Raw genomic sequence first — 14,561 nt, forward strand, 5'->3', positions numbered from 1 at the left:
ATGCAACGGCAAGAGGCGGATGCCTGCCGGCAGGCGTTCGCATTATTGCGTCTTCTGTAGCGTGACCGTGACAACGTACAACTTGGTCGCAACATCTACCTTTGGTCTCGAGTCTGTGGTGGCAGATGAACTCAAGCTCCTGGGTTACACCGGCCTCAAGGTGGAGAACGGAAAGGTCTCGTTTCAGGGAGATGCCCATGCCATCGCACGGTGCAATATCTGGCTCAGGACTGCGGACAGGGTGCTGATCAGGATGGCCGAGTTTGCTGCTACAGATTTCGGCCAGCTTTTTGACCGCACCCTTGCAATCCCGTGGGAGGAACTGATTCCTGAAAACGGCCGCATGCATGTGGTCGGTAAATCGGTCAGGTCAACCCTCTTCAGCGTGCCCGATTGCCAGTCGATTGTGAAGAAAGCCGTGGTCGAAGCGATGAAAAGAAAACACCGTCGCAGTTGGTTCGATGAAAGCGGGCCGACATACAAGATTGAAGTCGCGTTGCTCAAGGACCACGTAACGTTAACTGTGGACACCAGCGGAGCAGGGCTTCACAAGAGAGGTTACCGGAAGGCGGCCGGAGAAGCTCCCATCAAAGAAACGCTTGCTGCCGGCCTGGTTCTGCTCTCCAGGTGGAAGCCGTCGAGGATTCTGGCAGATCTGTTTTGCGGTTCAGGTACAATAGCAGTAGAAGCGGCGCTGATCGGCAGGAACATGGCTCCCGGCCTCAACAGGCAGTTTGCTGCTGAAAGATGGCCGCACCTGCCGGAGAAGGTCTGGGCAGATGTAAGAGATGAAGCGCGCAGAGTGTCTTCGCGTGATCCTCTCGCCATACTTGCTTCAGATGTTGATCCAGCAGTGCTGGGGACCGCACGAAAGAATGCGAGGGATGCGGGTGTGAGCGACTGTATAACCTTCCGAGAGGTTGCAATGGAGAAGTTCACGTCCCGCGAGAAATTCGGATGCATCGTCTGCAACCCGCCGTACGGAGAAAGAACAGGGGAGACGACGCAGGTTGAAAAGCTCTGTAAGAATCTAGGCCATATGTTCACGCGCCTGGATGGCTGGTCCATGTTTGTCCTCTCAGCGTACCCCCACTTTGAAAAGTTTTTCGGCAGGCAGGCTGACAGGAAGAGGAAGTTGTATAACGGCACGATCCAATGTTATCTCTACCAGTACTTCGGACCTATCCCTCCAAAAACACATTGACACAAGACGCTCCCTTGCAGCCAAGCTAATGAGTTCTTATCTTAATGAACGGATTTAGTGGACACCTCCGACGAACAGGCAAGAACCAAAGAAAGGGGGATCGAGATGAAAAGAGTTCTGATTGCGTATCTCAGCAAAACCGGTACCACTGAAACAATGGCGCAGTATATTGCCGAAGGCGTGAGGATTGGCGGTCACGCGGCGGACCTGAAAAAGGTCTCAGACATCAAGAGCGAAAAAGACCTGTTGGGCTATGACGCTTATATTTTCGGATGTCCTACCTACTTTCTGGACATGCCAGAGAGTTTCGTAAAGTTTCTCGGTATAGCCGGCAAGGCGAGCCTGGAAGGAAAGATCGGCGGTGCCTTCAGTTCGCGGGCTCATCCATCGAGTGGCGAGGGCATCGGCCCTGCGAAAAGCATTTTTCAGACGATGGAATCGCAGTTTAGGATGAGGATGACGAATCTCGGCCCGTTCGATCTCCAAGGGGGGCTGACTGAACACGAGCATGATATGCACACGTGCCAGGATTACGGGAAGGCGGTCGCCGCAATGCTGGGGGCGTAGCGCCGATTGCCTTGGGGCGAGCGCGCTGATTCTTGCTGCCCTGCTTTTTTTCTGCAGTTCCATTCCATCAGGATTGCCGCTTACGCTACGCTATGGGAATTCCACTGTTGCTGGCTGTTCGCTGTGGGAGGTCTCAATGTAGTAATGGCCGGTTCCTCACATAGGTTAGAAGTACCTGCGATTCGTTGACTTTCGAATTTTGGTTACTGTAAGATAAACTAGGGAGTAAACCGACACAGAATGGCGCAGGTGCTTACAGAAAAGTCTCATTTGATACCGCGTCGAAGAGAGCATGTCCCTACCATAGAAATCAGTCATAAGAAGTGTCGCCGCTGTTTCTTTTGCATCCAGATATGTCCCGCCAAGGCTATCAAGCTGGAGAAGGAAACGCTCAGGGTTCTTCCTGAGCGCTGTGTTTTCTGTGGAAGCTGTCTGAAAGCCTGCCCGCAACAGGCGCTCTATTATTACAGCGGATGTGACAAGGTGAGAGAGTTTCTCGCCGATAAGAGGAAAACTGTTGCCATTCTGGACCCCTCATTTCCTGCTGTTTTCGAGGGGGCGTCGCCCAGGCAGCTTGTCACGATACTCAAAAATGTGGGCTTTACCGAAGTGTGGGAAGGAGCTTTTGGCGCGGACCTCGTGAGTCGCGCGTATCTCAAGCAGCTCACACTTGATGGGCTCTTGCGGGAGCATCCTGAATACGAAGAGGTATATAAACCCCTCATATCAACCTTTTGCCCTGTTATTGTCTTCTACGTACAGAAGTACTTTACGCACCTTATACCGAGCCTGGCGCCGATCGTCTCTCCGATGATTGCAGCGGGAAGGGTGGCTCGCCGCATAAGGCCTGCATGGAAGGTAGTTTACGTTACCTCCTGCTTTGCCCAGATGAGAGAGGTGCGTTCGCCTGAGGTGGCGGGTGCGATCGACGAGGTGATTACCATCAGGGAAGTGAACGAGCTGATCGAGGAGACTCGTGGCAGTCGCCGAAAGATGGAGGAGTGCGATTTCGATGGTCCGAGGCCGTATCTTGGCCGGGTCGTGCCGATGGTTGGCGGATTCTACCGGTCTATGGGCAGCACTTTCGATGTCATGATGGATGATGTCAGCGTGACTGGTGGGCCTAAGCGGGCCGTGGGCGCGCTGGGCCAACTGGCCACCGGTCACATCAAGGCCAAGTTCCTGGACGTCGTCTACTGCGAGGGCTGTATAGATGGCCCTTTCGTAGAGCGCGAACTCTTCCTCCTGGGGCGCCGACAGATAATCGCTCGGTATGCGGAAAGCGAATTGGGAAAGACAAACGTTCCGAAGATCATGATTGAGCTTGATCAATTCGCAGACATTGATCTGCATCGCACGTTCCTCAACATGGAGGAGCAGCTACCAACGCCGACAGAAGAGCAGATACGGACCATTCTCAAGAAAATAGACAAACTTCCACCCAACCATAACCTGGACTGCCGGGCCTGCGGTTATCCTACGTGCCGTGACAAGGCCATAGCCGTGGCGCAGGGGATAGCAGAAGCCGACATGTGCATGCCGTATCTCCTCGAGCAGAGTAAGAGGATTTACCAGCAGCTTGAAAAATCACACCGGGAGTTGCAACTGTCGCATCAGGAACTGGAGCAGGCGCAAACTCAACTCATCAGAACAGAAAAGCTGGCCTCATTGGGACAATTGGCCGCAGGCGTTGCGCACGAGATTAATAATCCGCTGGGTACCATAACAATTTATGCGCACCTTCTCTTGAAGAGCATGGACAAGGACGATCCGCGGCGGGAGGACGTGGAACTGATAGTGAGTGAAGGGAACCGCGCCAAGGAGATAGTACAGGGGCTGCTCAGCTTCGCGAGAGAGAGGAAGCTCAGGCCTGGTCCTGTCAATCTCAACGATCTCCTGGACGACGTACTGGGCTTGGTGGTAAATCAGTCTCTGTTCCAGAACATCAAGATCAAGAAATCGCTTTTACAGGATTTGCCCACGATAGTGGCTGATGAGACCCAGCTGAAACAGGTTTTTCTCAATATTATTCTCAACGCGGCGCAGGCCATGGAGGGCAACGGAAGGCTCTCGATAACCACTGGCACCGAAAGGAAACAGATAAGAGTCAAGATACGGGATACAGGACCGGGCATTCCTCCGGAAGTCAGGAAGAATATTTTTTCTCCTTTTTTTACGACAAAGGAGAAGGGAACTGGATTGGGACTTGCTATTTCTTACGGTATTATAGAGCGGCACAATGGGAAGATCGATGTTGAAACAGAGCTGGGGAAGGGAAGCACCTTCATTATTTCTCTGCCCACCTCGACAGGGGAGGAGCAGAGAACTGAAGACGTAGGTACAAGTAATATGGGCGTTCAAAACACAACTTCAGGGAGAAGAGACTATGGTGAACAAAACCAAGATTCTACTGGTAGATGACGATGTTGATTTCATAGACCTGAATAAGGCCGTGCTCGAAAATCAGGGTTTTGAGGTGTCTTCTGCCTTCTCCGGTCGGGAGGCGATGGACAAGGTGAGGTTCGAGAAACCTGACCTCATTGTACTCGACCTTATGATGGAGAAACATGACAGTGGTTTCATTTTCGCTAAGGCGGTTAAAGCTGATCCGCTCTACAGGAATATTCCGATTTTGATGCTGACAGCGGTTGCATCAGAGACTGGATTTGATTTTTCCCAGGAGATGGATGGCTACTGGATGAAGACCGATGATTATGCGGCCAAGCCGCTATTGCCCGACGAACTGATCAAGAGAGTCACTGCTTTGCTGGAGAGGGCAAAGAAGGAGTCTGAATAGGCTGGAGACTTCAGGGACGTTATGAGTGAAGCAGCCAATATACTTGTGGTGGACGACGAACGGGGAATCCGGGAAGGTTGCCGGAGAATTTTGTCTGCCGAAGGTTTTTCTGTAGATGTCGCCGGAAACGGTAAGGAGGGTTGGGATCTGGTGCGCTCCGGCAAAGCTTACGATCTTCTGCTTGTTGACCTCATGATGCCGGTCATGGGCGGCCTGGAGCTGATGGACGAAGTAACCCGATTCGACCCCGAGGTAATCATGATCGTGATCACAGGGTTTGCGACTATCGAAACGGCTGTGGAGGCTATGAAACACGGCGCGTACGATTACGTTCCGAAGCCGTTTACGCCTGATCACCTGATGGCCGTTGTGAACCGGGGTCTGGAGAAACGCCGCTTGCGCATACAGGCGCAGCGGCTCATGGAGGAACGGGATCAGAAACTCCTCGAGGTTGCAAAGGAGGAAACAAAACTTCGCGCGATTGTCGACTCCATGGCAGACGGCATTCTGGTGACCAACAACGAACGGCAGATAGTGCTGTGGAACCCTGCTGCCACAAGGATGCTCAACCTGCACGAGAAGCTTGAATCCGGGAAAGATATACATGAGGTGGTCCCGCAAAAAGAACTTATGGAGCTGATTGACAAAGCATTCACTCCTGACGCATCACAGTATACGGCTGTATCAGAAGAGATTGAACTTAATGTGCCCGAGCCACGCACGCTGATGGTGAACGTTTCAGCGGTCAGAGACAATGATGGGCAGGGGCTCGGCGTGGTAAGCGTGCTGCGCGACATTACGGTGCTCTCGGAAATCAATCAGGTGAAGACGCAGTTTGTTACTATGGTCACTCATGAATTGCGTGCACCGTTGGCAGCGATCGAAGGGTATCTGGCCGCATACCTGCAGGGTCTCGCGGGCACTGATCCGCAGGCAACTCGGCAGATGCTGGAGCGGGCTAAGCAGCGTGCTCATGCGCTCCTCGACATGGTTAACGATCTCCTGGAATTCAGTCGACTGGAAGCAAAGAAAACGGTGAGAAGAAAAGAACTGCTTGACCTCGCAAGCATCATCACCAATACTGTTGAGCTCTTGAAGGGGCAGGGCGAGCCAAAGGGAATTGAATTCCAGGTAGATGTGGCGGAGCCTCTCCCCTTGATAGAGGGGGACAGGTGCGAGATGGAGCAATTGCTCACCAACCTCATATCAAACGCCGTCAAGTATAATATCAAACGCGGCAGGGTAATGGTCAGTGCGAAAAAGAGCAATCACGCGCTCAACATCAGCGTGGCAGATACCGGTATCGGCATAGCCGCAGAGCACCTGCCCCACATATTTGAAGAGTTCTACAGGGTGTCGGGACCGGAAACGAGGTACACTACAGGTACGGGATTGGGCCTTTCAATAGTCAAAAAGATTGTCGAATCCCATTTCGGCCGTATTGAAGTAGAGAGCAAGCCCGACAAAGGCACAGTTTTTACAGTCAAGCTTCCCATTAAAGAGCAACGCAGGTGAACTCACTGTTGAAACTGTGTTCAGCATTCTTACAAAAAAGGAGACAGCATGGCGACCGCGAGTAAAGTCAAGCAGCCCACGGAAGAAGAAAAAGGATTGCAGCTGAATGAAATAGTTGAGAAGCGTGAATTAGCCCCCTCGATAACCCTGTTTAAGCTTTACGTGCCGGACATTGCAGCGCGGGTGAAACCCGGGCAGTTCGTGGTGTTGCGGGCCGATGACAGGGCCGAGCGAATTCCGCTGACTGTTGCCGATTTCGATCGCGAGCGGGGGTTGATAACAACCATCTTTCAGGCCGTAGGCGCATCGACGCAGAGAATGGCAAAACTGGAACAGGGCGAACGTATCCTCGATGTGGTGGGTCCTCTAGGCAGGCCGAGCCACATCGAAAAATTCGGCACCGTTGTCTGCGTGGGAGGCGGTGTCGGCGTGGCCCCTGTCTACCCGATAGCCAAGGCTTTGCACCAGATAGGCAATCGTGTCATCTCGATCATTGGTGCACGGACAAAAGAGATGCTGATCCTTGAAGAGGAAATGAAGGCAATCAGCGAGACCCTGCTCGTCACCACGGACGATGGTACGTACGGCCACCACGGGTTTGTAACTGATGAACTGAAGCGCCTGATACAGGAAAAGACGCAGATAGATCTGGTCATAGGAATCGGGCCGGTCATTATGATGAGGGCTGTGGCAGAGGTGACGAGACCGCATACCATAAAGACGGTGGTAAGCCTCAACACGATCATGGTCGACGGTACGGGCATGTGCGGATGCTGCCGGGCAACTATCGGCGGCGAAACCAAGTTCGTGTGCGTGGACGGCCCGGAATTTGACGGACACCAGGTGGACTTCAAAGAGTTGATGCTGAGGCAGCAGATGTATACGCGGGAGGAGCGCCGCGCAGCCTGGGATCATAAGTGCAAGTTGGAGGCTGCCGCTGCAAAACTGAAGAAGTCCAAAGTCCGCGAGAAGATGCCGGAACAGGATCCGAGGATAAGAGTGCAAAACTTCAACGAGGTGGCTCTCGGCTACACTCGCGAGAATGCCTTGAGGGAAGCCTCGCGGTGCCTGGGGTGCAAGAATATGCCCTGCGTAGAGGGTTGCCCGGTAGGTGTTGTGATCCCGGCGTTCATCAAGAAGATAAAAGAGGGTGATTTCATAGGCGCCATCCGTGAAATAAAAAATACCAATAGCCTGCCGGCAGTTTGCGGCAGGGTTTGTCCGCAGGAATCACAGTGTGAGTCGAAATGCGTGCTGGGCAAAAAGGGGCAGTCCGTTGCCATAGGGCGGTTGGAAAGGTTTGCGGCGGACTACGAATTGAGTCTCGGCGACGTGCGCGCCCCTGAAATAGCGCCTCCCACGGGGAAGAAGGTGGCTGTTGTGGGTGCGGGTCCCGGAGGCTTGACCGTGGCCGGTGAACTGGCAAAGAAGGGGCACGACGTGACTATTTTTGAGGCACTTCATAAGGCTGGCGGGGTGCTGGTGTATGGTATTCCGGAGTTTCGTCTGCCGAAGAGCATTGTGCAACGCGAGGTAGACTACGTGTCAAAACTGGGTGCAAAGGTTAAAGTCGATACAATCATCGGCCAGACTATGACGCTGGATCAGCTTTTTGAGCACGGATTCGACGCAATCTACGTCGGCACAGGAGCGGGTCTGCCGTATTTTCTGAACATTCCGGGCGAGAATTTGAACGGGGTCTATTCGGCCAATGAGTTTTTGACGCGGGCAAATCTGATGAAAGCATACCTTTTCCCTGAGTACGATACCCCGGTACGCGTCGGCAGCAGAGTTGCAGTAATCGGTGGTGGAAATGTCGCGATGGATTCGGCGAGAGTTGCCCGGCGTTTGGGCGCCGAGCATGTGTATCTCATTTATCGCCGGTCCCGGGCTGAAATGCCGGCTCGTGCGGAGGAGGCCCACCATGCCGAGGAGGAAGGCATCGATTTCAGGTTACTTACAAACCCAGTGAGGATCGTTGGTGATGAGAGAAACTGGGTTAAAGGCATTGAATGCGTAACAATGGAGCTTGGCGAGGCTGATGCTTCCGGCAGAAGGAGACCCGTTGAGAAGAAAGGGTCCGAGCACATCATCGATGTTGATGTCGTAGTTGTTGCTATCGGTCAGGGTCCAAATCCGATCCTAACACAGGATGCCCCGGGACTTAAATTGCGCAAGCCCGGATACATCGAGGCTGATCCGGAAACAGGCAAAACGACAAGAAAGGGTGTTTTTGCGGGCGGAGATATTGTAACAGGTGCTGCGACGGTTATCCTCGCAATGGGCGCTGGAAAAAAAGCTGCAGCCGCGATGGATGAGTATCTCAAGACCGGCAAGTGGTGATTAAGGGCGGGGTCACGGGTCACCGCTTAGAGTCAAGAGCCGAGAGGCAGTATCTAATCTGACATCTTCATGGCCGCGTAGTCCCTGACGACGCGGCCTTTTCCTTACATCATTATTACCCATCCCTGCTCTTTTCGTGTCCCATGACCCCTCCATTGTTAATGCTTAAGTTTGCATGGCTATAAGCCGATAAGCTTAGTAAACATGGTTTACAGGGAGGAGCTATGAAGATTCTTATTCACTTGGGGAATCACCTGATAGCGGAAGCGATCTCACAGCTTCTGGTCAGGAACGGCTATGAGAGTGTGATCACAAGCAGTAATTCCCGATCCACTAATTTCAAACCGGACACGGTCATGGTCGACATACAGACACTGGATCAGCAATTCCTTTCTCAATTCCCTGATGCAAAGGTTTTTCTTATCGATACCGGCTTGGAGAAGGAACGCATTATAGCTGCATTACTTTCCTACAAGATACATGGAGTCCTGTCGCCACGCACAGAGCTTGAACTCTTTAAGAAAGCTCTCACCGTCGTGAGTCAGGGACAGATATGGGTTGATAACAGCACGGTAGTGGCTTTCTTGCACGAGTCCGGAACTTTAAGCAAGAGCGGGCGAATCGGAAGCATAACGCTCAGAGAACGGGAGATCATAGACTATGTGTGCCAGGGGTACAGTAATAACGAGATTGCGGATGCTCTCGCGCTCAGCAGGCATACTATAAAGGCTCATCTCAATCGCATATTTAAGAAATTGAACGTAAATGGCAGGCGCAAGCTTATATCGCTGGCGCTCAATAATCACCAACTAGGAGGTACTCAGAAGTCTGTGGCGCGATAGCTGCCTTTCCAAAGGGAAAGGAGTCTCTTTTCTCCAGTCCTCGGGTACACATTCCTGGGCACCGCCTCTTTACCTCGGCTGGCGGTGATCTCACGTCTTAACTCCTTGTTACTAACAAAAATAGCTCAATGACCGATTGATTCTCGTCTTGGCCAAGGACTATAGTAATGTCACGGGACAGGGAGCGCAATACCTGCGCGACAGATGTGGGTCGCATGCAGCGCGGAGGAGAGACACGTGGCCAAGACGAAGATCAACATACGGGAAGTTCTGAGCCTTAATTTCCTGCACAGGCGAGAGACACTGGTCATCTCCGGTAGTGTCGATTCGGACGCGAACGCATTAGCTCACGCGCTCGGAATGAAGGCCGAGAGAGATGGTGTGAGCGTTATGACGATCAACGCTGGTATGCTTGACGAGGAATTCGTTGAGGGTGAAGCAGGAGAGTTTTCTGCTGTGCGGCTCATTGGAATCGCCAGGCCTAAGTTACTTATTATAGAAAATCTCGGAGTGAAGAAACTTGCACCATCTCAGGCGAAGGTCCTTGCCCGCCTCATCAGCGAGCGCATCAGTAAAGCGTCCACCATCATCACCAGCCCATATCCATTATCGATCATGACCATTCAACTGGGGGCTTCAACAGGAGTGAAGAGCCTTCTTAATTCCTTATCGGCTCACGCCGGGCAAGTAATCATCGGCATCAAGAATGAATCCGCTACAAAACGTGACGCAGAAATAAGAAAGCCTGCACCGTCACTGAAAACGGTGCAGGCTCAGTAAACGAACACCTCCCCGCATCTCAGGCGTCCGCCGGCCGAAGCCCCGGACGGGCGATGCAGGGGTCTGCCGAATCAGGCCACGCCTTTCATCTTCTCCTGCAGGTTGGCGGTGAACTCCTTCTCCACATCCTTTGCCTTGCTCTTCATGATCCGATCGCCGAACATGGCAAGCTTGCCCACCATGGAGACGTCAGATTTGTAGGAGACCTCGACCTCACCGTTTCCCACGTCCTTCAGGTCTACAACAGTCTTCTGCCTGATATGACCCAGCTTCGTGACGTCCTCGCCCTCACCATCCATCTCCAGATGTGTGGGCGGCTGAATGTTCGTCAGCTTGTTGCGGAACGCAAGTTTTACCTTGATGATGCCCACCTTCTGTTTCACGACCGCATCATAGGTCGTATCATCAATCTTCTCAACTTTTTCCGCTCCGGGCAGGCATGCAGCCAGCGTTTCAGGCTGTAATAACATGTCCCACAGCTTCTGAATGGGTGCTTTCACCTTAAAGCCGCCTTCGATTATCATCTCGCCTCCTCCTACTTTATATCCTTCTGCGCTTTCTCTACGTACCCGCCGACCAGTTCGTACGACTTGTTGCCGGGCTGTGTGGCCTGATCTAAGAGCAGGTCTATAAAAGAAAGGCCCTGGGCATCAAACCACGCCCTGTGGGGTTTATCGCCGGTACCGAACATGTGCCTGGCGCAGTCAACGGGATTCTTCTTTACTTTTTTGCAAACTGGACAGATCACGCTCACGGTAGCCTCCTTTACTTTTTCTTCTCGTTCTTTTTCTGCTGCTGTTTTTCCTTCCATGCTTTTGCGATGGCTTCCGCACGGATAGGAGCCTCTTTCATCTGAAGACCGGTCGCATAGTAGATCGCGTTACCCAGCGCTGCGGCGTGCGGGTTAGTAAGGCCCTCGCCTGCCTCTTTCGCGCCGTACGGTCCTTCAGGCTCGTAGGTGTCGATTTCGATAACCTGGCAGGCTGGCATCTCCGGAGCACGGATCAGCTTGTAGTCAACCAGGTTCGGGTTCATGACCTTGCCGTCTTCCACCGGCAGGTACTCGTAGTAGCCGAAGCCGATAGCCATGGAGGCTGCGCCTTCGAGCTGGCCGATGAGGCCCAGGGTGTTGATCGGCTGGCCGCAGTCGTGCGCCGTTACGCTCTCGTGGATTTTCAGATACCCGGTCTCAGGATCGATCTCCACATCAAGACCCTGCACCATGTAGCTGTACGCAGGGGAGATCATACCCTTTCTGCGCGGGGTGTAGAAGCCCCTGCCGATTATGCGCTGTCCTTCCTTGCCGCGCAGCGCTTCCTTGCAGAGGTCGTAGTAGCTCATGCCCCGCTCCGGCCGTGCCACATTGTAGACCCAACCCTGCTTGATGTCCAGATCGTAGATGATGTTGAATCCGAGTTTTGCGTTGGCGAATTCAAGAAGTTGCCTTTTTGCATCCTCTGCCGCCATCTTGGTTGCATTGCCGGCCATCAGGGTCTGCCTTGAGCCCCAGGCACCGAGGTCAGCCGGGGAGTGGTCGGTATCGCCCATATGCACCTTGACATCCTCAAGTTTCACACCAAGCGCTTCTGCACAGATCATGGCCATGGTGGTGCTTGAGCCCTGGCCGATTTCCTGCGCGCCCACGTGGAGCTCCACCGTGCCGTCATAGTTGATGGTGATGACCGCGGACGAGAAAGAATAGGGTGAGTCAAACCAGTTGAAGATACCGCCTGACATGAAGCCGGCTGCAGAGATGCCGATAGCTCTGTTCGCCGGGAGCTTGCCTTTTGACTTCTTCCATTCCTGGATCTTGGTGAGCGCCTCATCCAGACCGCAGCTTGCGATCGTGGCCTGGCCGGGAACTTCATAACCTTCGTAGTGGCCGTTCTTACGGCGCATCTCGATCGGGTCGAGACCGAGGTCATTGGCTATCCACTCGATCTGCTGCTCGGAGCAGAACATGGCCTGAGGAGCGCCGAAACCGCGCATCGAGGTGGAGGGCAGGCTGTTCGTGTAGACTCTGTACCCATCATAACGATAGGCTTTCCAACGATAGGGGAATGAGTGGAAAAAGCCGGTGAGGTACAACGCCGTGGCGCCCATGCCGGTGTACGCGCCGCCGTTGGTGAACACTTTCGCTTCGCGTGCGCAGAAGGTGCCGTCCTTCTTGACGCCGGTGCGCACGTAGTAATACATCGGGGTACGGCGCTTTGAAGCAATAAAATCTTCTTCGCGGGTAAAGATGACCTTCACGGGTTTGCAGCACTTCATCGAGAGAATCGATGCGCAGAACTGCGCGCCGTCGAGCTCGAACTTTCCGCCGAAGCCGCCGCCCACGTAGGGTGCGATCACGCGGATGTTGCCCTCGCGCAGGCCGAGAACGCCGGCAAGAAGTGCCTGGTGATAATACGCAGACTGCGTCGAGGTATAGATCGTCAGTTTCCCGTCCGGCGTGTAGGCCGCCACTGCTGCGCGTGTCTCCATGCACATGTGATGCTGACCGCCCAGCTTGAACCAGTCTTCCCGGACGTACTCCGCCTCCTCCATGGCGTCTTCGAGATCGCCCCAGGCAATCTGGCGCGTCACGTTCACGTTCCTCTCGAAGCCTTCATGGATCAAGGGCGCTTCTTTTTTGATGGCTTCCATAGGGTCATCAACAAACGGAAGCACTTCATAATCAACGTTAATAAGATCGAGTGCCTTCTCCGCGATCTCCTCTGTCACAGCCGCAACTGCAGCAACGGGCTCGCCGATGTAACGCACTTTGTCAACCGTGAGAATCGCTTCGTCGCAGAGATCTTTATAACGCCGCCAGATGCCCTGCCTGACGCCCAGTGTATCTTCCTTGCCGGTAACGACGGTTATGACACCCGGAAGTTTCAGTGCTTCGCTATAATCGATATTGAGTATCTTTGCGTGAGGGTGCGGGCTCCGGAGGATCTTCCCGTAGAGCATGCCGGGCAGCGTCACGTCGAACGTATACGTTGCCCGTCCCGTTACCTTGGCGTAACCGTCTACATTGTGAACCCTTGTATTAAGGACAGAATATTTATTCTCGCTCATTTCTTGTCCTCCTTATATTCGCCTTTCGCCACTCTGTCAATTGCCCTGATGATGGCGTTGTAGCCGGTGCACCGGCAGAGGTTGCCCTCCATGCCGCGCCTGATTTCCATCTCATCTTTGGGCTTCGGCGTCTCATTCAGGAAGGCTCTCGCTGACATGAGCATGCCGGACGTGCAGAAACCGCACTGAAAGGCGCCTTCGTCGAGGAATGCCGTTTGAATCGGATCGAGCTTGCCATTCGTCTCCAGACCCTCCACCGTGGTGACTTTCTTCCCTTCTACCTGCATGGCAAGAATAGAGCAACCCTTTACTGCCATACCCTCCACCATAACGGTGCAGGCGCCGCAGGAGACCGTCTCACAGCCCCTCTTGGTCCCGGTGAGGCCGATATGATCTCTGATCGCTTCGACCAGAAGCGTTTTCGGATTTATGTATATCTCATAGGGTGACTCATTTACGGTGAACTTCAATAGCTTCTTTTCCATAGTATCCGACCTCCTTTCTAATAATGGGGCTCACGTCGCCCCCTCCCGTGGCAGAAGCCACAGGGAGCCTCCCCCTCTCGCGAGCCGTACTCGCTGGTGAGGAGTTAGCTCTTCTTGGCCTGTTCAAAGGCCGCCTTTGCCATTCTCTTCGTAAGTACACCGACCAGATGGCGTCTGTACTCTTCGGATGCGTGGATATCGCCGACCGGCTCGCATTCTTCTGAGGCAGCTTCGCCCGCTTTCTCGAAGAGCGCATCAGTCAGTTTTTTGCCGACAAGCACGCTTTCCGCTTTCTTTGCGCGTACCGATGTGGGTGCCGCGTTACCGAGGACGACTCGAGCGTCTTTGCAGGTGTCTCCATCGAGCGTGATTGAGACAGCGACGGCAACAATGCCCTGATCACTTTCCAGCAGATTGAACTTCTTGTACGCAGTTGCCGATTTTGCGGCAGGGGCGGGAACCTGGACCTCGAGAATTATCTCGCCCGGCTCCATGGCTGTTTCAAAAAGATCAGTGTAGAACTCCTCAAGCGGTATAGTCCGCTCGCCCTTTGCGCTGCCCACCTTTACTGTAGCGCCAAGAGCCGTAAGCACCGGCGCCGGGTCACCCGCAGAGTCTGCGTGCGCCAGGTTGCCGCCGATGGTGCCCCAGTTCCTCACCTGGATAGAGGCTAGCTTCTCTTCCATGTCGGTCAGGACCGGATACTTCTTCGCAATCACGTCAGATTTCTCGATCGCACGGTGGGTGGTCGTTGCCCCTATCTTGAGACCGCCTTTGTCATCGTACTTAATGTAGCTGAGCTCATTAAGTCCTTTGATGTCGATCAGGTACTCTACCTGTACGAGTCCCTGCCGCATCACGATCAAGAGTGATTGTCCGCCGCAGATGATCTTGCATTCGTCCTTATGCTCCGCAAGCATCGCCAGCGCTTCCTTAACACTACCAGGTTGCAAATACGTAAAATC

General features: G+C 53.6%; 13 protein-coding genes. 8 read left to right on the forward strand and 5 right to left on the reverse strand.

Annotated elements, in window-relative coordinates; translation table 11 throughout:
• Positions 1-67 precede the first annotated feature (67 nt).
• From VMT71_01785 to VMT71_01820, 8 genes are all read left to right on the forward strand, one after another.
• Positions 68-1,204: a class I SAM-dependent RNA methyltransferase gene (locus tag VMT71_01785; GenBank protein HVN22674.1), complete on the forward strand. Its 1,137-nt coding sequence runs from the start codon at positions 68-70 to the stop codon at positions 1,202-1,204.
• A 105-nt stretch (positions 1,205-1,309) separates the two neighbouring features.
• On the forward strand, positions 1,310-1,771 hold the full coding sequence (locus VMT71_01790; protein ID HVN22675.1) for a flavodoxin domain-containing protein: 462 nt from the start codon (positions 1,310-1,312) through the stop codon (positions 1,769-1,771).
• A gap of 249 nt (positions 1,772-2,020) precedes the next feature.
• Positions 2,021-4,192 (forward strand): [Fe-Fe] hydrogenase large subunit C-terminal domain-containing protein, encoded by a 2,172-nt coding sequence (locus tag VMT71_01795; protein ID HVN22676.1) that lies wholly within the window; start codon positions 2,021-2,023, stop codon positions 4,190-4,192.
• The gene (locus VMT71_01800; GenBank protein ID HVN22677.1) at positions 4,158-4,568 is read left to right on the forward strand and encodes a response regulator; all 411 of its coding nucleotides are present in this window, start codon (positions 4,158-4,160) and stop codon (positions 4,566-4,568) included. Before VMT71_01795 ends, VMT71_01800 begins: the two co-directional genes overlap by 35 nt.
• A 21-nt stretch (positions 4,569-4,589) precedes the next feature.
• Positions 4,590-6,083 carry an ATP-binding protein gene (locus VMT71_01805; protein ID HVN22678.1) on the forward strand — a complete coding sequence of 498 codons (1,494 nt, stop codon included), beginning with the start codon at positions 4,590-4,592 and terminating at the stop codon, positions 6,081-6,083.
• Positions 6,084-6,131: 48 nt separating this feature from the next.
• Positions 6,132-8,426: a bifunctional dihydroorotate dehydrogenase B NAD binding subunit/NADPH-dependent glutamate synthase gene (locus VMT71_01810; GenBank protein ID HVN22679.1), complete on the forward strand. Its 2,295-nt coding sequence runs from the start codon at positions 6,132-6,134 to the stop codon at positions 8,424-8,426.
• A gap of 224 nt (positions 8,427-8,650) precedes the next feature.
• Positions 8,651-9,268 (forward strand): response regulator transcription factor, encoded by a 618-nt coding sequence (locus VMT71_01815; GenBank protein HVN22680.1) that lies wholly within the window; start codon positions 8,651-8,653, stop codon positions 9,266-9,268.
• A gap of 237 nt (positions 9,269-9,505) precedes the next feature.
• Positions 9,506-10,048 carry an ATP-binding protein gene (locus VMT71_01820; protein ID HVN22681.1) on the forward strand — a complete coding sequence of 181 codons (543 nt, stop codon included), beginning with the start codon at positions 9,506-9,508 and terminating at the stop codon, positions 10,046-10,048.
• A gap of 71 nt (positions 10,049-10,119) precedes the next feature.
• Here VMT71_01820 and VMT71_01825 read toward each other — a convergent pair whose 3' ends face one another.
• From VMT71_01825 to VMT71_01845, 5 genes are all read right to left on the reverse strand, one after another.
• Positions 10,120-10,572 (reverse strand): carbon monoxide dehydrogenase subunit G, encoded by a 453-nt coding sequence (locus tag VMT71_01825; GenBank protein HVN22682.1) that lies wholly within the window; start codon positions 10,570-10,572, stop codon positions 10,120-10,122.
• 11 nt (positions 10,573-10,583) lie between these two features.
• A complete protein-coding gene (locus VMT71_01830; protein ID HVN22683.1) occupies positions 10,584-10,802 on the reverse strand; it encodes a hypothetical protein in 219 nt (72 codons plus the stop codon).
• An 11-nt stretch (positions 10,803-10,813) separates the two neighbouring features.
• On the reverse strand, positions 10,814-13,111 hold the full coding sequence (locus tag VMT71_01835) for a molybdopterin cofactor-binding domain-containing protein (GenBank protein ID HVN22684.1): 2,298 nt from the start codon (positions 13,109-13,111) through the stop codon (positions 10,814-10,816).
• The gene (locus VMT71_01840) at positions 13,108-13,596 is read right to left on the reverse strand and encodes a (2Fe-2S)-binding protein (protein HVN22685.1); all 489 of its coding nucleotides are present in this window, start codon (positions 13,594-13,596) and stop codon (positions 13,108-13,110) included. The genes VMT71_01835 and VMT71_01840 overlap by 4 nt, the downstream gene beginning before the upstream one ends.
• A 104-nt stretch (positions 13,597-13,700) precedes the next feature.
• A partial coding sequence (locus VMT71_01845; GenBank protein HVN22686.1) for a xanthine dehydrogenase family protein subunit M occupies positions 13,701-14,561 on the reverse strand: 861 nt, incomplete at its 5' end.

This window comes from Syntrophorhabdales bacterium, assembly GCA_035541455.1.
Taxonomy (GTDB): Bacteria; Desulfobacterota; Syntrophorhabdia; order Syntrophorhabdales; family WCHB1-27; genus JADGQN01.

Coding starts and splice junctions, on each gene's coding strand:
- VMT71_01790 (HVN22675.1), top strand. CDS start 1,310: ATGAAAAGAGTTCTGATTGCGTATCTCAGCAAAACCGGTACCACTGAA.
- VMT71_01800 (HVN22677.1), top strand. CDS start 4,158: ATGGTGAACAAAACCAAGATTCTACTGGTAGATGACGATGTTGATTTC.
- VMT71_01805 (HVN22678.1), top strand. CDS start 4,590: ATGAGTGAAGCAGCCAATATACTTGTGGTGGACGACGAACGGGGAATC.
- VMT71_01810 (HVN22679.1), top strand. CDS start 6,132: ATGGCGACCGCGAGTAAAGTCAAGCAGCCCACGGAAGAAGAAAAAGGA.
- VMT71_01815 (HVN22680.1), top strand. CDS start 8,651: ATGAAGATTCTTATTCACTTGGGGAATCACCTGATAGCGGAAGCGATC.
- VMT71_01825 (HVN22682.1), bottom strand. CDS start 10,572: ATGATAATCGAAGGCGGCTTTAAGGTGAAAGCACCCATTCAGAAGCTG.
- VMT71_01835 (HVN22684.1), bottom strand. CDS start 13,111: ATGAGCGAGAATAAATATTCTGTCCTTAATACAAGGGTTCACAATGTA.
- VMT71_01840 (HVN22685.1), bottom strand. CDS start 13,596: ATGGAAAAGAAGCTATTGAAGTTCACCGTAAATGAGTCACCCTATGAG.